This window comes from Bradyrhizobium amphicarpaeae (genome assembly GCF_002266435.3).
Taxonomy (GTDB): Bacteria; Pseudomonadota; Alphaproteobacteria; order Rhizobiales; family Xanthobacteraceae; genus Bradyrhizobium; species Bradyrhizobium amphicarpaeae.
In genome coordinates, this window is sequence record NZ_CP029426.2 from 1,173,092 (window position 1) to 1,199,768 (window position 26,677).

General features: G+C 63.9%; 26 protein-coding genes. 12 read left to right on the forward strand and 14 right to left on the reverse strand.

From position 1 onward, the window contains the following. The first annotated feature begins 36 nt into the window (after positions 1–36). The 5 genes from CIT40_RS05665 to lpxK all read left to right on the forward strand — a co-directional run bounded on the left by CIT40_RS05665 (position 37) and on the right by lpxK (position 4,146). Positions 37–783: a 3'(2'),5'-bisphosphate nucleotidase CysQ gene (locus CIT40_RS05665; RefSeq protein WP_414645421.1), complete on the forward strand. Its 747-nt coding sequence runs from the start codon at positions 37–39 to the stop codon at positions 781–783. Between the two features lie 62 nt (positions 784–845). Beyond that, the gene (locus CIT40_RS05670) at positions 846–1,088 is read left to right on the forward strand and encodes a DUF4170 domain-containing protein (protein WP_063197361.1); all 243 of its coding nucleotides are present in this window, start codon (positions 846–848) and stop codon (positions 1,086–1,088) included. After that, positions 1,085–1,804, forward strand: coding sequence for a lysophospholipid acyltransferase family protein (locus tag CIT40_RS05675; protein WP_094894921.1), 720 nt, complete (start codon positions 1,085–1,087; stop codon positions 1,802–1,804). The genes CIT40_RS05670 and CIT40_RS05675 overlap by 4 nt, the downstream gene beginning before the upstream one ends. Then, positions 1,797–3,137, forward strand: a complete 1,341-nt coding sequence (locus CIT40_RS05680) for a 3-deoxy-D-manno-octulosonic acid transferase (RefSeq protein ID WP_244611915.1) — start codon at positions 1,797–1,799, stop codon at positions 3,135–3,137. The genes CIT40_RS05675 and CIT40_RS05680 overlap by 8 nt, the downstream gene beginning before the upstream one ends. Further along, entirely contained in the window at positions 3,130–4,146 is a 1,017-nt protein-coding gene (gene lpxK / locus CIT40_RS05685; RefSeq protein ID WP_094894927.1) for a tetraacyldisaccharide 4'-kinase, read from the forward strand. The genes CIT40_RS05680 and lpxK overlap by 8 nt, the downstream gene beginning before the upstream one ends. A gap of 196 nt (positions 4,147–4,342) precedes the next feature. On the opposite strand, the gene CIT40_RS05690 is transcribed toward lpxK, so the two are convergent. Then, complete coding sequence (locus CIT40_RS05690; RefSeq protein WP_094894930.1) at positions 4,343–4,570, reverse strand: DUF2093 domain-containing protein; 228 nt, start codon at positions 4,568–4,570, stop codon at positions 4,343–4,345. 208 nt (positions 4,571–4,778) lie between these two features. Between CIT40_RS05690 and CIT40_RS05695 the strand changes: the two genes are divergently transcribed. Both CIT40_RS05695 and CIT40_RS05700 read left to right on the forward strand, forming a co-directional pair. Further along, positions 4,779–5,606 carry a dienelactone hydrolase family protein gene (locus CIT40_RS05695; protein ID WP_094894933.1) on the forward strand — a complete coding sequence of 276 codons (828 nt, stop codon included), beginning with the start codon at positions 4,779–4,781 and terminating at the stop codon, positions 5,604–5,606. Between the two features lie 251 nt (positions 5,607–5,857). Then, on the forward strand, positions 5,858–5,998 hold the full coding sequence (locus CIT40_RS05700) for a hypothetical protein (protein WP_162307301.1): 141 nt from the start codon (positions 5,858–5,860) through the stop codon (positions 5,996–5,998). A 229-nt stretch (positions 5,999–6,227) separates the two neighbouring features. Here the strand turns inward: CIT40_RS05700 and xseA are convergent, their stop codons facing one another. Further along, positions 6,228–7,850 carry an exodeoxyribonuclease VII large subunit gene (xseA, locus tag CIT40_RS05705; RefSeq protein WP_094895157.1) on the reverse strand — a complete coding sequence of 541 codons (1,623 nt, stop codon included), beginning with the start codon at positions 7,848–7,850 and terminating at the stop codon, positions 6,228–6,230. 240 nt (positions 7,851–8,090) lie between these two features. Next, the gene (locus tag CIT40_RS05710; RefSeq protein ID WP_148667169.1) at positions 8,091–8,837 is read right to left on the reverse strand and encodes a hypothetical protein; all 747 of its coding nucleotides are present in this window, start codon (positions 8,835–8,837) and stop codon (positions 8,091–8,093) included. An 82-nt stretch (positions 8,838–8,919) separates the two neighbouring features. Here CIT40_RS05710 and CIT40_RS05715 point away from each other — a divergent pair, with 82 nt between their 5' ends. Further along, on the forward strand, positions 8,920–9,219 hold the full coding sequence (locus tag CIT40_RS05715; protein WP_094894946.1) for a winged helix-turn-helix domain-containing protein: 300 nt from the start codon (positions 8,920–8,922) through the stop codon (positions 9,217–9,219). Positions 9,220–9,234: 15 nt separating this feature from the next. On the opposite strand, the gene CIT40_RS05720 is transcribed toward CIT40_RS05715, so the two are convergent. The 6 genes from CIT40_RS05720 to CIT40_RS05745 all read right to left on the reverse strand — a co-directional run bounded on the left by CIT40_RS05720 (position 9,235) and on the right by CIT40_RS05745 (position 15,014). Next, positions 9,235–10,218, reverse strand: coding sequence for a patatin-like phospholipase family protein (locus CIT40_RS05720; RefSeq protein WP_094894948.1), 984 nt, complete (start codon positions 10,216–10,218; stop codon positions 9,235–9,237). A 10-nt stretch (positions 10,219–10,228) separates the two neighbouring features. Continuing rightward, positions 10,229–11,251, reverse strand: a complete 1,023-nt coding sequence (locus CIT40_RS05725; protein ID WP_094894951.1) for a thiamine-phosphate kinase — start codon at positions 11,249–11,251, stop codon at positions 10,229–10,231. Between the two features lie 7 nt (positions 11,252–11,258). Further along, the gene (locus CIT40_RS05730; protein ID WP_094894954.1) at positions 11,259–12,407 is read right to left on the reverse strand and encodes a DNA methyltransferase; all 1,149 of its coding nucleotides are present in this window, start codon (positions 12,405–12,407) and stop codon (positions 11,259–11,261) included. Continuing rightward, positions 12,370–13,368: a hypothetical protein gene (locus tag CIT40_RS05735; protein WP_148667170.1), complete on the reverse strand. Its 999-nt coding sequence runs from the start codon at positions 13,366–13,368 to the stop codon at positions 12,370–12,372. Before CIT40_RS05735 ends, CIT40_RS05730 begins: the two co-directional genes overlap by 38 nt. A 258-nt stretch (positions 13,369–13,626) precedes the next feature. Then, entirely contained in the window at positions 13,627–14,649 is a 1,023-nt protein-coding gene (locus CIT40_RS05740; RefSeq protein WP_094894960.1) for a hypothetical protein, read from the reverse strand. Then, entirely contained in the window at positions 14,643–15,014 is a 372-nt protein-coding gene (locus CIT40_RS05745) for a hypothetical protein (protein WP_148667171.1), read from the reverse strand. Before CIT40_RS05745 ends, CIT40_RS05740 begins: the two co-directional genes overlap by 7 nt. A 570-nt stretch (positions 15,015–15,584) precedes the next feature. Between CIT40_RS05745 and purD the strand changes: the two genes are divergently transcribed. Beyond that, entirely contained in the window at positions 15,585–16,868 is a 1,284-nt protein-coding gene (purD, locus tag CIT40_RS05750) for a phosphoribosylamine--glycine ligase (RefSeq protein ID WP_094894963.1), read from the forward strand. 222 nt (positions 16,869–17,090) lie between these two features. Then, entirely contained in the window at positions 17,091–17,993 is a 903-nt protein-coding gene (locus CIT40_RS05755; RefSeq protein ID WP_094894966.1) for an alpha/beta fold hydrolase, read from the forward strand. Between the two features lie 84 nt (positions 17,994–18,077). Here CIT40_RS05755 and CIT40_RS05760 read toward each other — a convergent pair whose 3' ends face one another. After that, entirely contained in the window at positions 18,078–18,536 is a 459-nt protein-coding gene (locus CIT40_RS05760) for a nucleoside deaminase (protein ID WP_094894968.1), read from the reverse strand. A 120-nt stretch (positions 18,537–18,656) separates the two neighbouring features. Here CIT40_RS05760 and CIT40_RS05765 point away from each other — a divergent pair, with 120 nt between their 5' ends. Further along, positions 18,657–20,753 carry a pseudouridine synthase gene (locus CIT40_RS05765; protein ID WP_162307365.1) on the forward strand — a complete coding sequence of 699 codons (2,097 nt, stop codon included), beginning with the start codon at positions 18,657–18,659 and terminating at the stop codon, positions 20,751–20,753. 1 nt (position 20,754) lies between these two features. After that, the gene (rsmD, locus tag CIT40_RS05770; protein WP_094894973.1) at positions 20,755–21,312 is read left to right on the forward strand and encodes a 16S rRNA (guanine(966)-N(2))-methyltransferase RsmD; all 558 of its coding nucleotides are present in this window, start codon (positions 20,755–20,757) and stop codon (positions 21,310–21,312) included. Positions 21,313–21,407: 95 nt separating this feature from the next. Here the strand turns inward: rsmD and mutL are convergent, their stop codons facing one another. From mutL to CIT40_RS05790, 4 genes are all read right to left on the reverse strand, one after another. Then, entirely contained in the window at positions 21,408–23,219 is a 1,812-nt protein-coding gene (gene mutL / locus CIT40_RS05775; RefSeq protein WP_094894975.1) for a DNA mismatch repair endonuclease MutL, read from the reverse strand. Between the two features lie 116 nt (positions 23,220–23,335). Further along, a complete protein-coding gene (gene arfB, locus CIT40_RS05780) occupies positions 23,336–23,758 on the reverse strand; it encodes an alternative ribosome rescue aminoacyl-tRNA hydrolase ArfB (protein ID WP_094894978.1) in 423 nt (140 codons plus the stop codon). Positions 23,759–23,873: 115 nt separating this feature from the next. Next, on the reverse strand, positions 23,874–25,241 hold the full coding sequence (locus CIT40_RS05785) for a M16 family metallopeptidase (protein WP_162307366.1): 1,368 nt from the start codon (positions 25,239–25,241) through the stop codon (positions 23,874–23,876). After that, positions 25,238–26,632 (reverse strand): M16 family metallopeptidase, encoded by a 1,395-nt coding sequence (locus CIT40_RS05790; RefSeq protein ID WP_414645388.1) that lies wholly within the window; start codon positions 26,630–26,632, stop codon positions 25,238–25,240. Before CIT40_RS05790 ends, CIT40_RS05785 begins: the two co-directional genes overlap by 4 nt. Positions 26,633–26,677: the final 45 nt, after the last annotated feature.

The window sequence follows — 26,677 nt, forward strand, 5'->3', positions numbered from 1 at the left end:
ATTCAGACGCGCGATGCGGCGCTGCTGCAGGACACGGTGCGCGAAGCAGGCGCGCTGGCGCAATCGATGTTCCGCACCGAATTGAAGAAGTGGACCAAGGGCGCGTCCTCGCCGGTGTCGGAAGCCGACATCGCCGTCAACGATTTGCTCGAAGCGCGTCTGCGCGGCGCGACGCCGGATTACGGCTGGCTCTCGGAGGAGAGCGCCGACGATGCCGCGCGGCTGTCGCGGCGGCTGACCTGGATCGTCGATCCCATCGACGGCACGCGCAACTATCTCAATGGCCATGAGGATTGGTGCGTCAGCGTCGCGCTGGTCCAGGATACCGCGCCGGTGCTGGCCGCGGTGTTCGCGCCTGTGAGCGGCGAGTTCTTTTTCGCCGCACGCGGCCGGGGCACCACGCTCAACGGCGCAGCCGTGCAGGCTTCGCCCGGATCCACGCTCGACTTCTCCCGTGTCGCCGGCCCGAAGCCGATGGTCGAGCGGCTCAACAGCTCGGGCGGCGAGATCAAGCTGCATCCGCGAATCGGCTCGCTGGCGCTACGCCTGTGCCGGGTCGCCCATGGCGCGCTGGATGCGGCCTTTGCGGGGGGCAACAGCCATGATTGGGACCTTGCGGCGGCCGATTTGATCGTGCAGGAAGCCGATGGTAGGATGAGCGACCTCTCCGGAGAACCCATCCTCTATAACCGCCGGGAAGTGGCGCACGGGGTGCTGGTGGCAGCGGGACGCGATCGTCATGCGGGCATTGTCGCGCATTTTCGAAACCGTCCCTTGGCCTAAAGCGCTTTTTGTCGTGCTTCTCGAACACTGCTTTGCCGGGCAGCCCGTTAGGAACAGAACTCATGCCAGATAGTGCCCCGCAACAACTGCTTCACCTCGTGATCGGCGGCGAACTCGTCGACCTCACGCAGAACACCTTCAAGAATCTCGACGACGTCGAGATCGTCGGCCTCTATCCGAATTATGCGACCGCCCACGCCGCCTGGCGGGCCAAGGCGCAGAGCACGGTCGACAACGCGCAGATGCGCTATTTCATCGTCCATCTCCACCGGCTGCTCGACCCGAATCAAGAACCGGCGCGTTGAAAAAGCTGCTTCGCAATACGCTGCGAAGCAGCTGGTTTCAGCGTGCCGTCGGGGTTCTGGCGGCCGAATATCTGCGTCTGGTCTGGCGGACCAACACATTCACGCTGGATCCGCCCGACGTCTATGACCAGGTCGAGCCGCAGCTCCCTGCGATCTTCGCGTTCTGGCACGGCCAGCACTTCCTCACGCCCTTCATCAAGAACCAGAACAAGGCCTCCTATCGCGCCAAGGTGCTGATCTCCCGCCACCGCGACGGCGAGTTCAATGCGATCGCCGCGGAGCGGCTCGGCATCGGCACCATCCGCGGCTCCGGCGATCATGGCGGCGCCTTCCACCGCAAGGGCGGGGTCGGCGCCTTCAAGGAAATGGTGCGCACGCTCCAGGCCGGTTGTAATGTCGCGCTGACCGCCGATGTCCCCAAGCGCTCGCGCGTGGCCGGGCTCGGCATTATCATGCTGGCACGGGAATCGGGGCGGCCGATCATGCCTTTCGCAATGGCGACCAGCCGCTTCGTCCGGCTCAAGAACTGGGACCGCACCACCATCAATCTTCCATTCGGGCGAGGCGCATTGGTCGGCATCAAGGAAATCCATGTTCCCGCCGATGCCGACGCCGCCATGATGGAAGCGTTGCGGCTTGAGCTCGAAGAGACGCTGAACGAGGCGACCCGCCGCGCCTATGCGCAACTCGGCCGTCCTGGGCCTCAAGATGGCTAAATTGCTTCCCAAGTCGTTGCCCAAGTCGTTGCCCGGCTCGCTGCCGCTGACGCTGCGGCTGTATCGTCGCCTGGCCTCCGGCCTGGTGCCGCTTGCGCCCGCACTGATCAGGCGGCGGCTGAAGCAGGGCAAGGAGGATCCCGCGCGCGTCGGCGAGCGGCGTGGCCTGTCCCGGGACGTGCGGCCGCATGGCCCGCTGGTCTGGATCCACGGCGCCAGCGTCGGCGAGGTGCTGGCCGCGGCGGCGTTGATCGAGCGCCTGCGCGATCTCAATCTGCGCATCCTGCTGACCTCGGGCACCGTCACCTCGGCGACCGTGGTCGCAAAGCGGTTTCCGCCCGACGTGATCCATCAATACGTGCCGTATGACTCGCCGCGCTATGTCGCGCGCTTCCTCGACCACTGGCAGCCGTCGCTGGCGCTGTTCATCGAATCCGACCTGTGGCCGAACCTGATCCTGGCGGGCGCGACGCGCCGGGTGCCGATGGTGCTGATCAACGGACGGATGTCGCCGCGCTCGTTCCCGCGCTGGCGGCGCATGCAGGGCACCATCTCGGCGCTGCTGTCGCGCTTCGACATCTGCCTCGCGCAGTCGAGGACCGATGCCGAACGCTTCGCCACGCTCGGCGGCCGCGACGTCGTCACCACGGGCAACCTCAAGCTCGACGTGCCGGCGCCGCCGGCCGATCCCGCCAAGCTCGAACGGCTGATGGCGATGACGCGCGGGCGCCCCATCATCGTCGCGGCCTCGACCCACCCGGGCGAGGACGAGATGCTGGTCGCGGCGCATCGCAACCTGTCCGGCTTCTTCCCGCAGCTCCTCACCGTGATCGTGCCGCGCCATCCCGATCGCGGCTCCTCGATCTCGGGCCTGGTCACGGCCTCGGGCCTGAAGCCGGCATTGCGCTCGCGCGAGGAGCTGCCGACCGCGACCACCGACGTCTATGTCGCCGACACCATGGGCGAACTCGGCCTGTTCTACCGGCTGTCGCCGATCGTGTTCATGGGCGGATCGCTGATCCGCCATGGTGGCCAGAACCCGATCGAGGCGATCAAGCTCGGGGCGGCGGTCGTGCATGGCCCGCACGTCTTCAACTTCGCCGATGTCTACGAGGCGCTCGACGGCAGCGGCGGTGCGCGCCAGGCCGACACGCCGGAGGCGCTGGTCAAGCAGCTCGGCCTGCTGCTGGCCGAGCCGACGGTCCGCGAGAAGATGCAGCGTGCAGGCGCGGGCGTGGTCGAGGATCTCGGCGGCGCGCTCAACCGCACCATGACCGCGCTCGAGCCGTATCTGCTGCAGCTGCGGATCGAGATGGGAGCCGCCAATGCGTGAGCCGGCCTTCTGGTACCGGCCACGTTCTCTTCCGTCATTCGCGTTATGGCCGCTCGGAGCGCTCTACGGCGCGATCACCCAACGGCGCATGCTGCGCCAGGGCACGGATGCCGGCATCCCCGTGATCTGCGTCGGCAATTACCATGTCGGCGGCGCCGGCAAGACGCCGACCGTGCTGGCCCTGACCAGGCTCCTGCGCGAGCTCGGCGAGACCCCGGTGGTGCTCAGCCGCGGCTATGGCGGGCGCTTGCAAGGCCCGGTCATGGTCGACCGCATACGCCACACCGCGGCCGACATCGGCGACGAGCCCCTGATGATGGCGCGCGATGTCCCGGTCGTGGTGGCGCGAGACCGCCTCGACGGCATCGCGCTGGCGAAATCGCAAGGCGCCACATTGGTCCTGATGGACGACGGCTTCCAGAACCCGCGTTTGCTCAAGGACGCCTCGCTGATCGTGATCGACAGCGAACGCGGCCTGGGCAACGGCCAGATATTTCCGGCCGGTCCGCTGCGCGCGCCGCTGAAGGCGCAGCTCGACCGCACCGACGCGCTGGTGCTGATCGGCGACGGCCATGCCGCCGACGATGTCGCCTCCGCGCTCGCCAGCCGCGGCAAGCCGGAATTGCGCGCGCGGTTGAAGCCGGATGCAGCCTCGCTCGCGCAACTGTTCGGCAAAAATGTTCTCGCTTTCGCCGGCATCGGCGATCCCGAGCGGTTCTTCCGCACCCTTCGCGCGAGCGGCATCGCGGTCGCGCGCACGCGGCCCTTTGCCGACCACCACATGTTCTCCCGCGAGGAGATCGCAGCGCTCGCCGCGGATGCCGCGCGCGAGCAGCTGACGCTGGTGACGACCGAAAAGGACCTTGCGCGCCTGCGCGGCAGCGAGGGCGTGCCCGATGGAATCGTGCCGTTCGCGGTTCAGCTCGAATTCGACGACCCGGCCAAGCTGCGGCAATTGATCAGCGACCAGCTCTACAAGGCGCGCGAGCGAAGGTTCTCCAGGCGGTGATCTGGTAGGGTGGGCAAAGCGAAGCGTGCCCACCATCTCTCGTCGAATGTGAAGTGAGATGGTGGGCACGGCGCTTTGCGCCTTTGCCCACCCTACGGCACCAGCTACGGCAACTGCATTCAGGCGACATTCATCGCGCGACTCGTACTGATCTCATCCGATCAGGAGTTCTCTCATGCAACAACCGCCGGCCGTCTTACGCCTGCGGCTTCAGCTCGCCCGGGAAATGCCGCTGCAGCACCGCGGCGGGCGTGGCGTAGGCCTCCTGCAGATCGACGCTCCAGTATTTCAGCTCGTCGAGCGGAATCCTGACGTCGGTGATGGCACAGCGCACATAGGTCCCCGGCGAGATCACGCGGAAGTCGCCGTCGAGATATTGCACTTGCGCTTCGCCATGGCCCGAGGGGCCGAACTTGTTCAGCACGGTCGAAAGTCTCCGCGGAAGGCCGCTGCCAGGAAAAACTTAAAGGAAACCTTTAACGGGAAACCCTGGAGGGCACGATGTGTTGGATGGGATGTAGCATAGATAGGGTGGCTTGTCCGCCCGGTAAACCCACCGGTTTGTGATGTTTTGCCGCCGTGTCTGCATGATAGGGCTTGCGGCCGTGCGGCACCTCCTGCGACAGAATCCGATGCGCCTTCGACTGACCGCCTTGTTCCTGATGCTGCTGATGTCGGCCGCGTCCGCCGCGCCTGCGCCGCAGCAGGTCGACATCCCGCTGTCGTCGGGAATCCTGCATGCGCAGCTGTTCAAGCCCGAAGGCGAGGGGCCGTTTCCGACCGTGATCGCGCTGCATGGCTGCGGCGGCCTCGGCAGCCATTCCGAACCCGTGCTGCCGCGCTACCGCGACTGGGCGATGCGTCTGCTCAAGACCGGCAATGCCGTGCTGTGGCCCGACAGCTACGGCTCGCGCGAGCTCGGGCCGCAATGCCGCGTCAAGGAGATGCACGTCAGCGCGCGACGCGAGCGCGTCATCGATATCGCGGCATCGCGCGCCTGGCTGATGAAGCAGTCCTGGGTGGCGCGCGACCGCGTCAGCCTGATCGGCTGGGCCAATGGCGCCAGCGCGCTGCTGTGGGCGGTGCGGCCGCAAGTCGCGACGGCGCGCGATCCGGGGCCGGATTTTCGCGCCGCCATCGCATTCTATCCCGACTGCCGGATCTCCGCCGGCCTCGGCTGGAGCACGCGGGTGCCGACCCTGGTGCTGATCGGCGCCAATGACGACGTCTCCTCGCCGCCGGCCTGCCGCCAGATGGTCGAGGGCGCGCATGGCCGCAGCGCGCTCGCACGCATCGTGGTCTATCCCGGCGCCTATCACGATTTCGACCGCGCCAACACGCAGCTGCACGCAGCCGGCGGCAGCAACGACGCCGCCGCGCCCGAGCACGGCCATCTCGGCACGGATGCCGAAGCGCGCGCGGAGTCGCAGAAGGACGTCGCGCATTGGCTGACGCGGTAATTCGGTAGCCCGGATGAGCGCAAGCGATATCCGGGGCGAGGGGTCCCGCATATCGCTGCGCTCATGCGGGCGACATCTTCGGGCTCCAGAAGCGGGGCCGCCCGGGGAACAACAGGAGGCGGACAGCCCCGCATCGGCCACCGCCCTGCATGGAGAAGGGCCGACCGTGAATCTACGGATCGCGCGCGATGCGGGTTTCAGCAGGTGACGGCGCCTTAGTTCGACCACGATGTCGATTAAACGCAATCCTCATGCGCATTACACTCTTCTCCGCATTCGCCGTCTTCACCGTCGCGATCTTCCTCTACGAGGCCCACGCCGGCGCTCCCTTGCGCGCGGCGGAGCATTGCGGCTTCTGGACCACGATCGACGCGGGATTGTCGTGCCGCTGAAGTTCACCAATCCATCGCCGTCACCCTGAGGTGGCCGCTTCTCAGCGGCCCTCGAAGGGCGACAGCCCGGCTGCATCGCGGCCGTACATCCTTCGAGGCTCACCTTGCGATGCGTTCGCATCGCAAGCCTCGCACCTCAGGATGACGGGTCTGAGACTACGCGCTGTCTCCAGATCGTCGTGCAAGGGCTCCTCGCAATGACGGGAATGGAGCACTCGCTTCTCGCGCCTCAGAACAGATTGCCCTGACCCACCGGCTTGGCCACGCGCTTGGGCGCGGGCTTTGCGTCCGACGCGGCCGGCTTAGGCTGCGCCGGCGCGTGCTTGGCCGTTGGAGCTGCACGATCCGCATCCGCCGTCGCACCCACGCGGCCATCGGCGAACTCGATCTCGAGGCGTGCGCCGGGCCCGACGCTGTCCGCCGCATGCACGGGATGTCCGGCTTCGTCCCGCACCAGCGCAAAGCCGCGCGCGAGCACGCTGCGATAGGACAAGGCGGACAGCAGCTTGCCGCTGTTGTCGATGCGGGCCTCGAGCCGCTGCAGCAGCGTGAGCAGCGCGCGGCCGGCGCGTTCTGAGAGGCGATGCGTGCGCTCGCGCTGGCGGGCAATGGCGTTGCGCTGCGCCTGCGCATTGGCGAGCTTCGAGGCGCGCAGGCGAATTTCCAGCCCGGCAAAGCGATCGCGCCGGCGCCGCAGCAGCGAGCGTGCGGACAGGCCGAGCCGCTCGCCGCACACTGTCAGGCGATGATCGGCCTGCGAGATCTGGCCGTGCAGCACCCGCAGCGTCAGCTTCGCGCTCGCGGCGGTGAACCTGCGGAAATGCGCGTGCGTGTTGGCCTTGAGACAGCGGGGCAGCGACGCGCCCGCCGAATCCAGCCGCTGCCTGGGAATGGCGAGCAGGTCGCCGGCCGCCGGCAGCGCGCGCGCGGCGGCGCGCAGCTCGCTGCGGCGGCTCTCCTGGCTGCGCTGCCAATAGGCGCGGGTGCGGCGGCCGAGATCGGCGACCTCGACGAACAGATCGCTGCGCACCGGCACCGCCATCTCGGCGGCGGCGGTCGGCGTCGGCGCGCGCTTGTCGGCGACGAAATCGATCAGCGTGATGTCGGTCTCGTGCCCCACCGCGGAGATCAGCGGGATCATGCTCTCGGCGGCCGCCCGAACCACGATCTCCTCGTTGAACGACCAGAGGTCCTCCAGCGAGCCGCCGCCGCGCGCGACGATCAGGACGTCGGGCCGCGGAATCCTGCCGCCCTCCGGCAGCGCATTGAAGCCGCGGATCGCGGCCGCGACCTGCTCGGCCGAGCCTTCGCCCTGCACCTTCACCGGCCACACCAGCACGCGGCGGGGGAAGCGGTCCTCCAATCGGTGCAGGATGTCGCGGATCACCGCGCCGGTCGGCGAGGTCACCACGCCGATCACCTCGGGCAGCCACGGCAGCAGCTGCTTGCGCGCCTCGTCGAACAGCCCTTCGGCGGCGAGCTTCTTCTTGCGCTCCTCCATCAGCGCCATCAGCGCGCCGATGCCGGCCGGCTCCAGCGCCTCGATCACGATCTGGTATTTCGAGGAGCCCGGATAGGTCGTGAGCTTGCCGGTGGCAATGACCTCGAGCCCCTCCTGGGGCTTGAAGCGCATCCGTCCGTGCACGCCCTTCCAGATCACCGCCTCGATCTTGGCGCTCTCGTCCTTGAGCGCGAAATAGCAATGGCCGGAGGAGTGGGCGCCGCGAAAGCCGGAGATCTCGCCGCGGACGCGGACATGGCCGAAAGTGTCCTCCACCGTCCGCTTCAGGGACTGGGAGAGCTCGGACACGGTGAATTCGAAGGCGTTGTTGAGTTGTTCCGCGGGGGGCATCTGCAAGCGATTCGGAGTGTTGGGGGCAGACCCCACGTTAGGGATTTTCGCCCCGCGGCGCCAGCTAGGGAGTTCACCTCTCCTCGCTGGGGAGGTTCGGGTCGCCGCACGAGCCAGCTTCTTCACACGACGCTCCGGAGCGTCCTTCTCGGAGCCAGCGTCTGGTTCGGCCGTGCCCACATTCTTGATGCGCCCCAGTGGATCGCCGAAAACAATAACTCGCAATGATGGATTTCAATTTCACTTAGCGGGTCTGTCCAACGGAATCGTGGAACAGCGCACAACAAGATGGCTATGTCCGCATCGACCGCCGTCGGAACTGGCTCCTCTCACAACGTCGATATATTTGCAAACTTCTGGATGGTTTATTTTGGCCCAACCAGCCACGTCCGTTCCACAATACAAAAAAGCTTCTGCTGGTGGACCGCCGTGACTAGTGTCTTCCGCTACCAGAACCGGGAAGTTTTCCTGCTTTACCTCCACTGGCCAATCTACGTCAGCCCAATCAGACGTGGCTTTTTCGCATCGCAACTGGATTTTGCCCTCTTGAGGAAATTCCTTCCTAAGAATGACAAACGAGAAGCGCTTGAAGCCATTATGCGTGTCTCTCTTTTCCGTTATGTCCTCACTTTTTGGGTACTTCTTGCCCGGACCGATGTTGAGATCGGCTTGGCACATTCCCAGTGATTTATTCGTCGCCACCACGTCTACAAATGCCCTGTAGTCATTGTCGCCGGCGGGCTCGCGATAGACCAGCTTTGCAGAGCGCAGCTTGAACTCGTCTCCTTGGAGGAAATCCAACGCATAGCTCTTTAGCTGGTCACCCGTCGCTCTGAGCTTCGCCACATCGATCCCAGCTACCCAACCGAAAAATGTGGTTATCGCCACTGCGGCGGCAACAATCCAGGCCCACCAGCCACGTTGCTTAGCTTTTGTCTGCTCTGGTCCTGATGATGTCGCTGGCTCGCTGTTTGGCTTATCAAGCATGTTACGGGCCCCTAGAAATGACGCACATGCATTAAATTACAACTAGAGCGAGCTCGTCAATGTTGTTCGCGTAGCGGACCTGATGGCGGAGCTCGACGACATCATCCACCAGCCGCTGCGGCTGAAGATCATGGCGGCGCCGAATGCGCTGCCCGTGTCCGCCGGCTTAGAGTTCTCCCGACTGAAGAAGCTGACCGGTGCCACCGACGGCAATCTCGGCGCGCATATCGAGACGCTGGCCAAGGCGGGTTACGTGTCGGTGAAGAAAGCGTTCGTCGGGAAGAAGCCGCAGACGAAGGTGACCGCGACCGCGGCGGGCCGCGGGGCGTTCGCGCGGCATGTGGCGAAGTTGCAGGAGATTATTGCGGGGAAGCAGGTTTAGGTTCTTGAGTACCTCTCACACACCCAGTAATCGCCGGAATCTCCCGACGGCTCCACGAGCTTCGTCTTCGGCAAGAGGCTTGAGGCGGCTGATTGCAAGCTTGGCGTCGTCTAGGTCTATAGGAGCATCGAGCTGTGTGTTGATCCTAAGCATTCTAGCGCCTGAAAATGTGCTGTCATCGAGCAATGTTCCGACCGTTTGATCGGCAAGTTCACTCTGTGTGGCGAACATCATGTTGAGCGTTGGCTTCAACATTCGCGCGCGCCACATGCTGTTGAAGTCAAGGCCCACGCTCCCGCCCGGGATCTCACCATTGCCAACGCTTATGACGCGCATGTCGGCAAATGGAGTATCCAGGCATCGCCGTGCAGTCATAACAGCCTGGAGAACCGGATTGTTGGCCCAAAGTCCTCCGTCCGTATACGACCGTTCCTCAGTTCGTATCTGTTCGTCTGATGAACGCCGACCGCGCGGGCGATAGGCCGAAAAAAAGAGCGGCGCTGCTGCACTTGCGAGCGCCACGTCCGCTGCAAATAGCTCTCCATCGAGACTTTCGGGGGCGCCGCACCGTGCGAGAGTAGTAAAGGACCTAATTTGATAACGGTCCAGTATCGTAGCCGGTATAACCACGGGGGGCACACAGTCTCTCAGTTGAAGCTGTCGGCCGTCGTCTGAGAAGACTTCAGTCAGCAGGCTGTGAAGCCGCGCTTGCTTGTAAATGGGCCCTTTGCAGGCGTACGAGAGTGTTCGCTGGCTCGCGCGCCTCACGTTTTCGGGAAAAATCTCACCGCCGTGCTTTTCGAATAAATCCACCACGTCGCCCAGTGGCACGTCGAGTGCGATACCGAGCGCAATGATAGCGCCCGTCGAGGTTCCGGCAATTAGATCGAATTGTTCGCGGAGCGGTACCCCAAGTTGTGACGCGATTTCCCGAAGGAATACTGCTTGAAAGATGCCACGAATCCCGCCTCCGCTTAGGCTTAAGATTTTCACCGGCATTCGGTCTATCCTACGGGAGTGGCACTTCCTTCAGCATACGTACATACTCTCCAACACCCTTTAGCATCCAAGAATCCTTTGCAAATCTTTCGGATTCGAGGCGAGGCGCGAGAGCGGTGTTACCCCCGCGTTGCAGCGTCACTAGCCCGGGGTGTTCTGCTGTAAAGCGTCCGATTCGATGCGCGGATGCTTTCGACGCATTAGCCAGTTCAAACAACCGATCTTCATGCGCAGGCGATACAGCAAGAATGACGTTCCAATCCCCCCACCCTAACCAGTAACGCGCAGCATTGCTGCTCTCTTCTGCGGTTAGACCCGGAACAGTGAGTGCTTCAAGGTTTAGGACGATCCCAAGGCTATTCTTGCTTGCTAGCTCGTTTAAGCTTGGAAGAAGGCCATCGCTGTTGTCCATCGCCGCCCTGACGAGATGCTCCCGGGCTAAGCAGTGAACGAAACCAATTTGAGATATGGGCTTAAAAACTGGAGAGCTGTCCTTCGGTCCAAAGTCCTTACCGTCCAAGAGTCGCAAGGCGTCACGCCAAAAGACCCCGCCTTGGCCGATGCTAATGATGGAGTCCCCCTCTTTGGCGCCTACCCGCGTTAAGGGTGAGTATGAATCACATATTCCAAATGCTGTGCCGACCGCTGACAGCCGCGAGGCCTCCCGAAGGTTGCCTCCAACGTAAGGTATCTGAGCCGCCGCACAACTTGCCCGTATGCCCTCCAACAGACGCTCAAAGGACTCGGTTGTCCTCTCAGATTCGCATTCTATGGCCGCTAGAAAACCCAGCGGGACGGCTCCCGCTGCTGCCAAATCCGAGACGTTAATTGTGACGAGGAGCCAGCCCATCCAGAAAGGATCATTGTCTCCTCCAATAGCAGCGGCTGCAGGAGGCGGCACGGGATCGGTGGTGACCACAAGATGCCCGCCGGAAGTTTGGAGAATGGCACAATCATCTCCAGCGCCTTCCGCAAACCGGGGAATGATCTGCTTAAGGATTTCTCGCTCGCCTAGGTCGATGAGTTTAGACATTCGTTGCTCACGCAAAAATGAGGAGGTGCTCCGTTTGTAGGCTGGGGTTCTGTCGGCGGCCTGTCGAGATTTTACGAGACTGCTTATAAAGTAGCTTGAAGTGACAGCTTTCTACGACCTGCTCAAACTTTTCGTTCATCGGGGTTCGATCACCTGATTCACCAAAGACGACCGCACAAGCTCTGCCTCGGTCAAGGACCTCCCGGCATCCTTCAAACACGCGCTTGCATTCGGCAAGGTATTGTTCAGCCGCAACCAATCGGTGCCTCTTGCTTCGCGCTCCAATCTCTTTCTGACGCAGTGGTTCGATTTCTACTCCCTGCCACTCTAAAGTTAAACGTTGCGCCTTCACGTAGTCTGCCACTCCGAAGTACGGGGGCGAGGTGACGATTAGTTGCGCACCATCGATCGGCTTGTTTCCCAGGATGGTCGCAGCATCACCTTCCAAAATTTTCACCTCGGTAGCAGCCGTCTCGCGACGCTGCGATGCATTTCGATATGTGTCTCGCGCCTCATAAGCCTCGGCAAATCCAATTAGTACCTTTTCGTAGAGATCAATCACGTCCCTCTCGTGATTATCTTTAGGAGTCGTGTTGTCACAGACGTAGCCCCAATGACGCGTTTCACGGCATACGGGCAGCAAGATCGATGAAAATGCAGCTTCGGCAAGAACACGACCGTCCCCTCGCAATTCTGCGATGCTGCTTCGCAATCTCCGCAAGTCGCCAAGTGTCCTTGGCGTATACCATTTTTCGCTCTGCACAGTTTTAGGAACCGCGTCCCTCTTAGCATTCTGGCGCACGAGGATGCGAATTCGATCTACTAGCTTTCTTATTTGATCAGAGCTCCGCGATAGTGTCTTCGCGCGAGCCATCAACGCCGAAACGGGATTAAGTTCTACCCCGACGCAAGGGCGGTCGAGGCGCTGAGCTTCCACTGCGGTGGTGCCGGAGCCAAGAAAAGGATCAAGAACGATTTCGCCCGGTTCAGTCAGTGCGCCGATCAGAACGGCCGGGATCTGAGATGGATAACGGCAGGGATGCCAGTGAAGGCTTGAAAATGCCGACTGACTGCGGCTTGTGGAGAAGTCCCAATCGACTTCCTCTAGACGCTTCAACCTAGCGCGCAAATCGATTGTTTTCGTTCGTGTCAACATCTACCTTAACCGCCCCGCCCAGCTCTTTAAGCAGAATATTCTGGAATCGCTCTTGGATTGGCTGCGGTGGCCTCTCCGCCTCGTTGGCAAAGCAATAGAACACAATGCTCTGCGACGCAGCACCAAAATTCCACCGGTGTCTTGTAGCCGGATCGGTGAACTCTAGTTTTTTCGAAAACGCGGACTTATCAACGAAGGCGTATCCGAAAGGCTTTTTGATACCAAATTCGTCCTGCGCCAGCTTCTCCACCAAGCTAATCGCTGCATCGCGCGACGAAAATCCCAGGCTCGCAAGCGACCCAGGCACTTGCAGCGCGAAGACCTGGGAGGGAAGGCTTTGATGAAAATGTCGCAGCATCAAATCCTTCGTTTTTGGTGCACGCGTTAGCAGATCGAGAAAGTCTTGATCGCGATTGGCCCAATGTATCTCCGACACGGCGCTTTCATTGAATAGCAGCGAAATCGCCTTGGTAAGGACCGCCTGTGTTGCGACCGTGATGGAGTCGAACACCAGGATGTCGTAAACTCGCCGACGCGTCTCCGCCCAGGCCTCGACTGACGAAGCGTTACGCTCTGAAAGGAGCATTTTCCCGTCTATCGAAACACCGATCTCCCGCGCAATCTGCAGAAACGAAGCCGATTGCGTGCTGAGCCCTAGCGCCCAAGCCATTCTCAGGACGTTGTCAAGGTTGTCGAAGTCCAACGCTCCGAACAGCAAAGCGGACGAGGGATGCTCCTTCCGCACGATTTGTAATACCAATTCAAAATCGATCTTGCTGGCGCTGCAGAGCCGCTTGAATCTCAGTTCCTCTCCCGGCAGTATTTGATGTGCGATGTTCCCGAACAAATTATGTCCGGTTAGTAAATCAGGAAGCGCGGCTTCGTGGTCCCATCCAGCGCGATCTTTGAGGTAATATTCAAGCAGGTGAGCAAACGGCGGAGTTGCAGCATCGTGTATCAAAATCGCTGCGGAGAGCGCCCTAACTTCGTCTCGCGCTAGCCCGTTATGAGGATTGAGGAGCGCTAACCTTAGAACTCCAAGCGTATGCGAAAACCGTCGGACCTCTGATAGTGTCGGTAGAGAGGGTGACGGTGCGTTTAGCAAACGAACCCCCATGAGACGGCGCACCTCAGGAGCGAGTATTAGACGGTCTAAGAAGCTTGGTGGCTCAAATGCGCCGTAAATGGGATCATGAACTATCATGGTTGCACGCCCGCTTCACGATCCAAGCCAAAAGTAAGAATACCAGCGTTTGCGATCGGATCGTGCCGCAAGCAGGTTCTTTGAATGCTCAAGCGCCAAGGCAACCCAGGCTTGGCTTAGGCTCGTGGCCCTCTCTCTTCCGCCGAAGTAAACGCCTGAATCGATAAACGAGTCAGCCGCTTCATCGGCCAGCTTGACCGCCTCTAGATGCTGCCCTTTGTCGCCTGTCAGTCCACTTGCCAAAAGAATGTCAACGGAATCTGCAGGAACGTGCAGGTAGTCGCGACGAGAGATTAGGCCTTCACCCACCCGATAATCATAATCCCAAAAATCCAGAGTGTCTTGCCCGCGAGTCTCCTGCGTGATCTTGCTCCTCACAATCCACTGTTTGATCCGGGGGCGTAGGTTCCCCTGGTCCAGAGCTAGACAAAGAGCGCAAAGAGAGAATTTTCTTAGGCCGCTATTCGAAGAGGGGGCTCCCTCTAGACGTTCCTGTAGAGCGGTCGCCGCTCTTAGCATCTCGGGGGGAATATCGCTCTTCTTTCCGGTCAAGACGTACGCTAGAATTGCAACGCACGTCGCCGTCTCATTCCCCGTTGCAGCTCTCGTGGACTTGTCGATTTGCCATCCTACCAAAAGCCCATCGGAAAGTATTCTCTCTCGCAGCTCACGGTCCGCTTCGGGGGCTATCGCTTGCAATTTGGGATGTTTGGATTGTCGCACGGCCATCAAGAAAAAGGCGCGCCTTGCCGTGAGCGCAAAGTCACGTCCGCCTCTTGTGCCCGGCACGTTCCTGTCATTCCAGAGTGAAACGAGATAATCAATTACCGGCGCCGGAATGCGGGGATACCCGTATGCTAGCGAAATGCAGATTACTCCCGCGCAGGTGCCGTACAGGCCGACTTGGTTTCGATTTTTCTGCCCGATGAATTGCCCCCAGCCCTTGAAGTCGGAGCCGCCTTCAACGGCGCGTTGCTCGTTCAGGAACGAATCCGCTAGCTTCTTGAGCGCGCTATCGATCTTTGCATCCGTTAGCATTGATCTTCCGAGACGAAGGCGGTCCGCAGTGTATTGGCGATGGAAATAGCGCGTTCACGCTGCGGCCAAGCTTTCCAGTCAGCTAGATGCGCATTGCCATTTTTCCATGCCACGAGGAACCGGGCGAGCTGTCGAGGAGCATTGAGTGGTGTGGAATGGATAAATAGGCGGCTCGAGCTGGGTGATGTTAGAAGATACTCAGGGTGCAGTGCAGCAAAGGCCAGTGCGCCGTCCAACGTCGAAAACTCGGCGGTGTTGGCAAAGTACGAACTGGCGAGGGACGAAACATCCTCACTACCTGGAAACACCAGGAAGTGCGCATGGAAGCAATGATGGTCATGCTCACCGGCCGCACAAACCGCCATGCGGCCATGTTCCGTGACGAGACAGTTGCCGTACATTGCAGACAGCCTGGTTCGGACCGCACCTAGGAATGAATCTCGCTCCGCTCGCAAATTCGGAGCTAAGTCTGCCATCGATCTGGAGTGCGCTTTTGCTGCAACAACGCAATAGCCATCTACTACCGGTCCAAGCCCAGCGAGCGCATAGAAATTCTGCGATTCGTGAAACACCAGCTCAGACGAGGGGGAGCATAGAAAGCAAAACCCCTCCGGTGTGTCTTCTCCCGCTGCCGTGTCCAACTGCTTACCCGCGCCGACTCAAGGTTACATTTTAGACGTATCCAGCAAGTCGCAATACCGCTAGTTGTCAAATCCAAACTTCGACACTTCCTCTCACAACAGGCCTGATCCACCGAAGCGGAGGTAAATTCCGTAGCGTCGCCAACCGGCCGGCCGCTGATGGCCCCGATGAATTACCGACTCGCGCCTCGGAGGTGGCCTGGAATGACGGGGAGTATGGGTGCACCGCCCTTGAGCCCCACCCCGATTCGTGCCACCTCCGCCCCATCCAGACCCCTCATTTCCGAGCCCTAGATGCACATTCTCCTCCTCGGTTCCGGCGGCCGCGAACATGCTCTCGCGTGGAAGATCGCAGCCTCCCCCCTGGTGACCAAATTCTGGTGCGCGCCCGGCAATGCCGGGATCGCGAAGGAGGCGGAATGCGTGGCGCTGGATGTCGCCGACCATGCGGCGGTGATCGACTTCTGCAAGGCCAACAAGGTCGAGCTGGTCGTGGTCGGGCCGGAGACGCCGCTGGCGGCCGGCATCGTCGATGATCTCACGGCCGCTGGCATCAAGGCGTTCGGGCCGAACAAGATTCCGGCGCAGCTCGAAAGCTCCAAGGGGTTCACCAAGGCGCTCTGCACCGAGTTCGGCATTCCCACCGGCGCCTATCAGCGCTTCACCAACGCCGATGACGCGCGGGCCTATGTGCAGAGCCAGGGCGCGCCGATCGTGGTGAAGGCCGATGGGCTCGCCGCCGGCAAGGGCGTCGTCGTCGCCAAGACCGTGCGCGAGGCCGAGGACGCCATCGCCATGATGTTCGAGGGCGCGTTCGGCGAGGCCGGCGCGGAGGTCGTGATCGAGGAGTTTCTGCCGGGCCGCGAGATCAGCTTCTTTGCGCTGTGCGACGGCGAGACCGCCATTCCGCTGGCCTCCGCGCAGGACCACAAGCGCGTGTTCGACCACGATGTCGGCCCCAACACCGGCGGCATGGGCGCCTATTCGCCGACGCCGCTGGTGACGCCTGCTATCCACGACGCGATCATGGCGAAGATCATTTTGCCGACCGTCGCCGGCATGAGGAGCCGCGGCACGCCGTTCCGCGGCATCCTCTACGCCGGGATCATGCTGACGACGCAGGGCCCGAAACTGTTCGAGTTCAACGTCCGCTTCGGCGATCCCGAATGCCAGGTGCTGATGCTGCGCATGATGAGCGACATCGTGCCGGCGCTGCTCGCCGCCTGCGACGGCCAGCTGAAGAATTTCGACCTGCGCTGGCACAAGGAAAGCGCGCTCACCGTGGTGATGGCCGCACAAGGCTATCCCGGCGACTACCAGAAGGGCACGCGGATCGAAGGGCTCGATGACGCGGCGAAAATCGACAAGGTCGAGATCTTCCACGCCGGCACGGTGGCGAAGGACGGCGCGATCCTCGCCAATGGCGGCCGCGTGCTCAATGTCTGCGCGCTGGGCGCCGATGTGACGGAGGCGCAGGCCCGCGCCTACCAGGCCGTCGACCGCATCCGCTGGCCGGAAGGTTTCTGCCGCCGCGACATCGGCTGGCAGGCGGTGGAGGCGGAGAAGGCCAAAGGCTAATCGAGGGCTAGGCGAGAGCCGGCCGAGGGCGCGTCGAGAGCTCGTTCGGCGCAAATGGCGCCACCGGATCGCCACATCCGGACGCCAAAATGTGCAATTGGTATCTGGGGTTATTGGCCCCGATGATGATACCGGTACTGTGCATGGGGTTGTTTTCGCACTTTTGGGTGTCGGGGACCGGCCCGATGAACCCGACAAGGATGCAAGACAAGGATGCAAGAGATGTCCGACCTCGCCGACCTCTATCCGGGCTTTGCCTCCGAATGGATCGATACCTCGTTCGGCCGCATCTTCGCCCGCGTCGGCGGCAAGGGACCGCCGCTGCTGCTGCTGCACGGCTTCTCCGAGACCAACGTGATGTGGCATCGCGTGGCGCCTGAGCTGGCGGAGGCCTTCACGCTGATCATCGCCGACCTGCCGGGCTATGGCTGGTCCGACATGCCCGAGAGCGATGCGCTGCACATCCCCTACAGCAAGCGCACCATGGCCAAGGCGATGGTGGAAGCGATGGAGCGGCTCGGCCACGTCCACTTCGCGCTCGCCGGCCACGACCGCGGCGGCCGCGTCTCGTACCGGCTGGCGCTCGACCATCCCGGCCGGCTGTCGAAGCTCGCAGTGCTCGATATCCTGCCGACCTATAATTACTGGGAGCGGATGAACCGCGCCTACGCGCTGAAGATCTGGCACTGGACCTTCCTGGCGCAGCCCGCGCCGCTGCCGGAGACGCTGATCGCAGGCCAGGGCGAATTCTTCCTGCGCTTCAAGATGGCGAGCCAGACCAAGTCGAAGACGCTCGATGCCATCGACCCGCGCGCGCTCGAACACTACCTCGCCCCGTTCCGCGACCCCGCCCGCATCCATGCGATGTGCGAGGATTACCGCGCCGGCGCCTATTTCGACTACGATCTCGACAAGGCCGATGTCGAAGCCGGCAAGAAGATCACGGTGCCGATGCTGGCGCTGTGGGGCAATGCCGGCATCGCCCAGGCCGCAGCGACCCCGCTCGATGTCTGGAAGCAGTGGGCCACCAACGTGGAGGGCATGCCGGTGGATTCGGGGCACTTCCTCACCGAGGAGAATCCGGACGCGACCGCGAAGGCGCTGCGGGCGTTTTTCTGCTCGTAGCCCGGGTGAGCGCAGCGACACCCGGGACATCTTTCGCGGCGATCTCGGATGTCGCTGCGCTCATCCGGGCTACGCAGCTCCGACCTACCTCCGCTCCCGAAAGAACTCCCTGAGCAGCCGCGCCGCCTCGCTCTCGCCGACCCCGGAATAAACGTCCGGCGCGTGGTGGCAGGTCGGCGCGGCGAAGAACCGCACGCCCGACTCGACCGCGCCGCCCTTGGGGTCGGCGGCGCCGTAATAGAGCCGCCTGACCCTCGCAAACGAGATCGCGCCCGCGCACATGGTGCAGGGCTCCAGCGTCACGTAGAGGTCGCAGTCGACCAGGCGCTCGCTGCCGACCTTTTTCGCCGCCTTGCGCAGCGCGACGATCTCGGCATGGCCGGTGGGGTCGCGGTCGGTCAGCGTCCGGTTGGCGGCGGTGGCAATGACCTCGTCATTGCGGACCACCACGCATCCGATCGGAACTTCGCCCGCTTTTCCGGCATTTTCAGCCGCCAGAAGCGCCAAATCCATGAAAGAGGGGGCTTTCAAGCCTCGTATCATCGCCAGAAACCTGCTAGTAGCTGCGCCTTCAGCAGAAGTGCTTAACCGAATTGCCTGGGCATGCGGCTCCAAACGAGCGCGCACAATGCTTAACGGCCACCCCCTCGAGTGAGATCATTCATGCCTCGCGACAGCGACAAAGACAACGATTCCCGCGGCCGGCGAGGCCCGCCCAAGGGCGGCCGCAGCGGCAAGCCGCGCGGCCCGGACAAGAAGTTCGCCAAGCGCGGCCCCGAGGGCAGGAGCGACGCCCGCCCGCCCCGTGGTAACAGCGACAGCCGTCCTTTCCGCCGCCGCGAGGAGGGCGATGCCCCGCGCCGCGACTTCAGCGACCGGCCGAAATTCAACCGCGACGACCGCCCCCGGGAAGATCGCGGCGAGCGCAGCTTCAAGCCGCGTGGCGATCGTCCGTTCTCGGATCGCGCCTCGCGCGACGGCGACAAGCGGCCCTTCAAGCCGCGCGGTGATCGCCCGTCCTACGGCCGCGACGACCGTCCGCCGCGCCGGGATCGCGACGAGTCCCGCCCCGCCGGCCGTTCCGGTGGTGAGAGGAAATTCGGCGACAAGAAGCCTTACGCGCCGCGCGGCGATCGTCCGGAGCGCAAGTTCGACGGCGAGCGGAAGTTTTCGCGGGGTGCACCGCGCGAGGACCGCGGCGAGCGCAGCTTCAAGCCGCGCGGAGACCGCCCGAATTTCGATCGCGGCGAGCGGAGCGATTCCAAGCCGTGGCAGAAGCGCGACGCGGGTCCGCGGGGCGATCGTCCGCCGCGCAAGGATTTCGGCAAGGGTCCGCGCAAGGATTTCGGTGGTCGCGACCGCGGCGGGGACAAGCCCTGGCAGAAGCGCGACGATCGGCAAAGCGGCGGCGATGAGCGTCCGCGCTTCTCGCGCGCGCGCGACGATCGCGCGACGGGCGATCGTCCGTTCCGCGAGCGGCCGAAATTCGACCGGCCGCGCGAGGACCGTCCGAAATTCGACCGGCCCCGCCGCGACGGCGATGGCGACCGCGGCGGGCGTGGCGGCGACCGGCCGACATTCAACCGTCCGCGCGAGCGCTCCGAGGGGCGCTCCGACTGGCACGAGCATCCGCGCAACGAAGGTGGCTTCGGTGATCGCCCGCGCCGTGAAAACGAGGACGAGAGCAGGATCTTCGAGAAGCGCCCCGCCTTCGGCGGCCGCGGCGCCTATCGCGAGCGCGACCGCGATTCCGATCGCCGGCCGCGTCGTGACGAAGAGCCGAAGCCGAAGAAGGCCGGCGAGCGCATCGCCAAGGCGCTCGCGCGCGCAGGGCTTGCCTCGCGCCGCGATGCCGAGGAGATGGTCACGCAGGGCCGCGTCACCGTCAACGGCCGCGTCATCAACTCGCCGGCGCTCGACATCACCAAGAACGACGTCGTCCTGGTCGACGGCAAACCGTTGCCGGAACGCGAGCGCACGCGGCTGTTCCTCTATCACAAGCCCCGCGGGCTGATGACCACGCATGACGACCCCGAGGGCCGTCCGACCGTGTTCGACAATCTGCCCGAAGGCCTGCCGCGGCTGATCAGTGTCGGCCGGCTCGATTTCAACACCGAGGGCCTGCTGCTGCTCACCAATGACGGCGGACTGGCGCGCACGCTCGAACTGCCCGACACCGGCTGGCTGCGCCGCTACCGCGTTCGCGCCCATGGCGACGTCACCCAGGCACAGCTCGACGCGCTCAAGGACGGCGTCGAGATCGAGGGCGTCAAATACGGCCCGATCGACGCGACGCTGGAGCGCGACCAGGGCGCCAATGTCTGGCTGGTGTTCGCGATCCGCGAAGGCAAGAACCGCGAGGTGCGCAATGTCTGCGCCCATCTCGGGCTCGAGGTGAACCGGCTGATCCGCGTCTCCTACGGTCCGTTCCAGCTCGGCGAAGTCCCCGAAGGCCAGGTCGAGGAGATCAAGTCCCGCGTGCTGCGCGACCAGCTCGGCGACAAGATCATCGAGAAGTCGGGGGCGCAGTTCGACGTGCCGTCGAAATCCGCGCGGGTCGACGATGCGCCAAGCGAAAAGAAGCCCGCCACCAAGCGCGGCGTGATCAACGATCGCAAGGGCCGCCGCGTGCTGGTGCAGCGCACCGGCAGCGAGGAGGCGCGCGAGCGCAACGAGGAAGAGGCCGCCGGCTACGGCCCGCCGCGCCGTCCCAAGCGCGGCTATCACGGCAAGCGCGACCTGACGCCGAAGGAGGACTAGGTTGCGCGTCGTCGGCGGTCGTTTGAAGGGGCGTAATCTCGCCTCGCCGTCCTCGCGCGACATCCGCCCCACGGCGGACCGCTTGCGCGAATCCGTCTTCAACATCCTCGTGCACGCCTATGACGATCCGATCGAGGACGCGCGCGTGCTCGATCTCTTCGCCGGTACCGGCGCGCTCGGCATCGAGGCGTCGTCACGCGGCGCCAAGTTCACGCTGTTCGTCGACAACGGCGCGGAAGCCCGCGCTTTGCTGCGCAACAACGTCGAGTCGCTCGGCCTCGGCGGCGTGACCAAGGTCTATCGCCGCGACGCGACCGATCTGGGCCCCGCGCATCCCGTCGAGCCGTTCTCGCTGGCGTTCCTCGATCCGCCCTATGGCAAGGGCTTTGCGGAGAAGGCCCTCGCAAGCTTGCGCGACGGCGGCTGGCTCACCCCGGGCGCGTTGCTGGTGGTGGAAGAGGCCAAGGCGGCGCAGTTCGTGACGCCGGACGGTTTCGAGGAACTGGAGCGGCGGGCTTATGACGACACGGAATTCGTGTTCTTGCGTAGGGCGGATTAGCCGTAGGGTGGGCAAAGCGAAGCGTGCCCACCACCTGTCTCGATCATGCAGAGCTCGTGGGCACGGCGCTTCGCGCCTTTGTCCACCCTACAAAATCACCTTCGCCCGAACAGCTTCTCCACATCGCTCAGCTTCAACTCGACATAGGTCGGCCGGCCGTGATTGCACTGGCCGGAGTTCGGGGTGTCCTCCATCTCGCGGAGCAGGGCGTTCATCTCTTCCGGCCGCAGCCTTCGGCCGGCGCGCACCGAGCCGTGGCAGGCCATGGTCGCAGCGACATGCATCAGGCGTCGCTCCAGCGGCAGCGCCTCGTCCCACTCGGCCATGTGCTCGGAGAGATCGCGCAGCAACCCGCCGGCATTGGTCTTGCCGAGCAGCGAGGGCGTCTCGCGCACCGCGACGGCGCCGGGACCGAAGGATTCGATGGCAAGGCCGAACGACGCCAGCTCTTCGCTACGCTCGAGCAGGCGCTCGACCGTCGCCTCGTCCATCTCGACGATCTCGGGAATGAGCAGGATCTGCCGCTGCACGCCGTTCGCCGCCAGCGAGGCCTTCAGCCGCTCATAGACGATGCGCTCATGCGCGGCGTGCTGGTCGACGATGATGAGGCCGTCGCGGGTCTGCGAGACGATATAGGTCTCGTGGATCTGCGTACGCGCCGCGCCGAGCGGGCGATCGACCAGATCCGCCGCCGGCTGCGTCTCGAACCGCACGTCCGCGCTGGGCCCGCCGACGTCGAAGGCGGCCTGCGCGCGTTCTGTGAAAGCCGTTGCCGCAGAGCCCTCGAATGACGGCATCGGCGCGACGGGCGCGGAGGGTGACGCGCGCCAATCCCAGCTTGCGGGCCGCGGCGTGAAAGCCGGGCGGAACGCGGATAATGCACTTTCGCCGCTGTTGGCGGCGGTGCGGCGGCCCTCGCGTGCGAGGCCTTCCTTCAGCCCGTGCACGATCAGCGCGCGAACGAGGCCGGCATTGCGGAATCGCACCTCGGTCTTGGCCGGATGTACATTGGCGTCGACCTCGCGCGGATCCAGCGTCACGAACAGCGCCAGCACCGGATGGCGGTCGCGCGGCAGATAGTCGGCGTAGGCTCCACGCACCGCGCCCAGGATCAGCTTGTCGCGCACCGGGCGGCCGTTGACGAAGAGATATTGCCCGAGCGCATTGGCCTTGGTCAGCGCGGGCGCCGCGGCATAGCCCGCGACGACGACGCCCTCGCGTTCGGCGTGGACCTCGAAGGCATGGCTGCGAAACTCGGCGCCCAGAATGTCGCCGAGCCGGGTCAGCCGTCCGGCCGCGCCGGGCAACGCCGCAGCCCAGGTCACCGGCGCGCGCTCCTCGCCGGCCAGCGTGAAGGCGATATCGGGCCGCGCCATCGCGAGCCGCCTGACCACCTCGCGGATCGCCTCGGCTTCGGTGCGGTCGGTCTTCAGGAATTTCAGCCGGGCCGGCGTCGCGTAGAAGAGATCGTTGACCTCGACGCGGGTGCCATGCGCCAGCGCGGCCGGCATGATCTCGGACTTCTCGCCGCCTTCGACGGTGAGCGCCCAGGCATGCGGCTCGCTGGCATGCCGGGTGGTGATAGACAGCCGTGCCACCGAGCCGATCGAGGGCAGCGCCTCGCCGCGGAACCCGAGCGTGCGGATCTGCAGCAGATCCTCGTCGTCGAGCTTGGAGGTGGCATGACGTTCGACCGCGAGCGCGAGATCCTTTGCGGTCATGCCGCCGCCGTCGTCGGTGATGCCGATCCGGCGGCGGCCGCCGCCGTCGGTGAAGACGTCGATCCGGCTGGCGCCGGCATCGATCGCGTTCTCGACCAGCTCCTTGACCACGCTCGCCGGACGCTCGACCACCTCGCCGGCGGCGATGCGGTTGACGACTTGTTCTGGAAGCTGGCGGACGGGCATGGGGGACTCGAAAGGACGATCAGGCGCTCAATTTAGTCCCGATGAGGCGCAATTGCATGGGGCATGCCTGCGCTGCCCACATCTACCGGCATCCCCTGCGTTTCGGAGGAACGCGGCTAGTCGTCGAAACCGCGGCCTCCGCCGCGTCCGGCCTTGACGTCGCTGCGACGCTTCTTGCCCTCGAGCCGGCGTTGCTTGGAGCCGAAAGTCGGCTTTGTCGCGCGCCGCGGCTTGGGCCGGATCATGGCTTCAGTCAGGATCTCGACCAGCCGGTCGATGGCATCCTGCCGGTTGCGCTCCTGGGTGCGGAAGCGCTGCGCCTGGATCACGATCACGCCGTCCTTGGTCATACGCTGGCCTGCGATGCGGGCGAGCCGGATCGCCGCGTCCTCCGGGATCGTCAGCTTGCGCGTGTCGAAGCGTAATTGCGCCGAGGTCGCGACCTTGTTGACGTTCTGCCCGCCCGGGCCGGAGGCGCGGACGAAACTGATCTCGATATCGTCCTCGTCGATGACGAGGTCGCGGGAAATCCGCAGCATGATGGCACCATCTATGATGTCCGGACATATCGCGGACGTCTGGTTTCGGCAATGGCGCGAGGTTTAACGCAAAATGGCCGGGACGAGCCCGGCCATTTCAGGAGAAGTGAGGACTTTAGTTCGACTTCGTCGCCGGAGGCGTGGCGGGCTGGGCCGCAGCCTGCGGGGTGCGGCCGACGACGACGGTCAGGAGGCCCTGGCCCCAGAGGCGCTTGGCGGCGGCCTTGGCGTCGTCCAGCGTGACGGCATCGACGATGGCGTTGCGCTTTTCGATATAGTCGATCGGCAGCTTGTCCTGCTGGTACTGCAGCAGCGCCTGCGCCAGCTTGGAGGAGGTGTCGAGCGCCAGCATCTGCGAGCCCTTGAGGTAGGACTTGGCCTCGTCCAGCTCCTTCTGGGTCGGACCTTCTTCTGCGATCCGGCGCACTTCCTTGTCGATCGCGTCGATGGTGTCGCTGGCACGATCGGCACGCGTGCCGGTGTTACCAATGAAGATCGCCGAATGCTCCATCCAGAGCAGCGATTCGAACACCGAATAGGCCAGCCCGCGCTTCTCGCGCACCTCGCGATAGAGCCTTGAGGACAATCCGCCGCCGCCGAGGATGTGATTGACGACGTAGGCCGCCATGAAGTTCGGGTCGTTGCGCTTCACCCCGGGGCCGCCGAACGTGATCACGGTCTGCGGCACGTCGAGCGTGACGAAGGCGCGCTGCGGCGGCTTTGCGGCCTCGACGTCGGGGACCGCCGTGAGGTTGGCCTTGGCGGGCAGGGCGCCAAAGGTGTGGTCGAGCAGCTTGCCGAGCGTTTCCGGGTCGACATCGCCGACGACTGCGATCTTCAGTCCGTCCTTTGCAAGCACGCGGCCGACATAGTCCTTCATGTCGGGAACGGTGATGGTCGGCACGCTGTCGAGGGTGCCGTTGGTCTGCCGGCCGTAGGGATGATCGCCGAAGGCGACCTCCAGGAATTTGCGGCTCGCCAGCGAGGTCGGGTTGGTGGTCTCGCGGCGCAGCCCCGAGATGACCTGCGAGCGGATGCGCTCGACGTCGGCGGTGTCGAAATGCGGCGAGGTCAGCGCGCTCCTGAGCAGGTCGAAAGCCTCGTCCTTGTTGTCGCGCAGCATGCGCAGGCTGCCGCGGAAGGTGTCGCGGGTGGCGCTGAAGGAGAGCTCGATGGCGCGGCGGTCGAGCCGCTCGTGGAAGGTCTTGGAATCGAGATCGCCGGAGCCCTCGTCGAGGAGGTCACCGACCAGGTTGGCGACGCCCGACTTGTCCCTGGGATCCTGGGCCGAGCCGCCAGCGAAGGAATATTCCATCGCGATCAGCGGCACGGTTGCGTCCTGCACGAACCAGGCCTCGATGCCGCCGGGCGAGACCAGGCGCTGGATCTTTGCGGCGGCCTGTGACGGCGAGAGCGAAGCGAGCGCAAGCGCAGCGCCGGTGGCAAGGGAGACTGCAGCGCGACGTAGGAAGGGATAGGTCACGAACGCTTCTCCTCGCGCTTGGCGGCACCGGTGTCCTTGATCAGATAGCCCGTCACCGAGCGCTTCTTCTCGAGCCATTTCTGGGCGACGGCGCGGACCTGCTCGGCGGTGACCGCGCGGATGCGGTCGGGCCAGCTCCTGATGTCCTCGACCGACAGGCCGGTGGTCAGCGCGCCGCCATACCAGCGTGCCAGCACCGCCTGGTTGTCCTGGGCGTAGATCGCTTCCGCGATCAGCTGGGTCTTGACCCGCTCCAGATCCTCGGCGCGGATCGGGTTCTGCGCGACATTGGCAATGACGGCGTCGACTGCCTGCTCGACCTCAGCGAAGCTGATCCCGGGTTTCGGCGAGGCCGAGACCGCGAACTGGGTCGGGTCGAGCGAGATGCTCGAATAGCTGGCGTTGGCGGAGACCGCGAGCGGCTTGTCGACGACGAGGGCGCGGTACAGATAGGAATTGCTGCCGCTGCCCATCAGCTGCGCCAACACATCGAGGGCGGCGCTTTCACCGGCCGCAGCCGTGGTTGCCGAGGGCACCAGATAATAGCGCCGCATGCTCGGCTGCTCGACGCGCGGGTCGGCCAGCGTGACGGTGCGCGGCGCGGCCGGCTCCGGCTCCTGCGGACGGACGCGCCGTGCCGGGATCGCCGGCTGGGCCGGGATCGCCCCGAAATTGCGCTCGACCAGCGGGCGGATGTCGGAGGCTTCGACGTCGCCGGCGATCACCAGGATCGCGTTGTTCGGCGCGTAGAAGCGGCGGTAGAAGGCGAGCGCGTCCTCGCGATCGAGCTTCTCGATCTCCTGATGCCAGCCGATCACGGGACGGCCGTAGGGATGATTGAGATAGAGCGCGGCCATGATCTGCTCGTTCAGCCGCGCGTCCGGATTGTTGGCGACGCGCATGTTGTACTCTTCGAGCACGACGTCGCGCTCGGGCAGCACGTTCTCGTCCTTGAGGATGAGACCGGTCATGCGGTCGGCCTCGAATTCCATCATGGTCGCCAGCTGCTCTTTCGGCACGCGCTGGTAATAGTTGGTGTAGTCGACCGAGGTCGAGGCATTCTCGTTGCCGCCGACGCGGAGCACGGTCTGGGAGAATTCGCCGACCGGATGCTTCGAGGTGCCCTTGAACATCAGGTGCTCGAGGAAGTGGGCGAGGCCGGACTTGCCCGGCGTTTCGTCGGCCGAACCGACCTTGTACCAGATCATCTCGGTGACGACGGGCGTGCGGTGATCGGGGATCACCACGACCTGCATGCCGTTGGCGAGCGTGAAGCTGGCGGGCGGGGCCGATGTGACCGTGGTCTGGGCAAGGGCCGCGCCTGATGTCAGGACACTGGTCGAAAGCAGCGCGGCAAGGAGACAGGCAGCCGATCGGTTTGCGGACATCATGATCCTTTTGGAAGACCGAGGTCCGGATGTCCGGCTCGGAGGCAC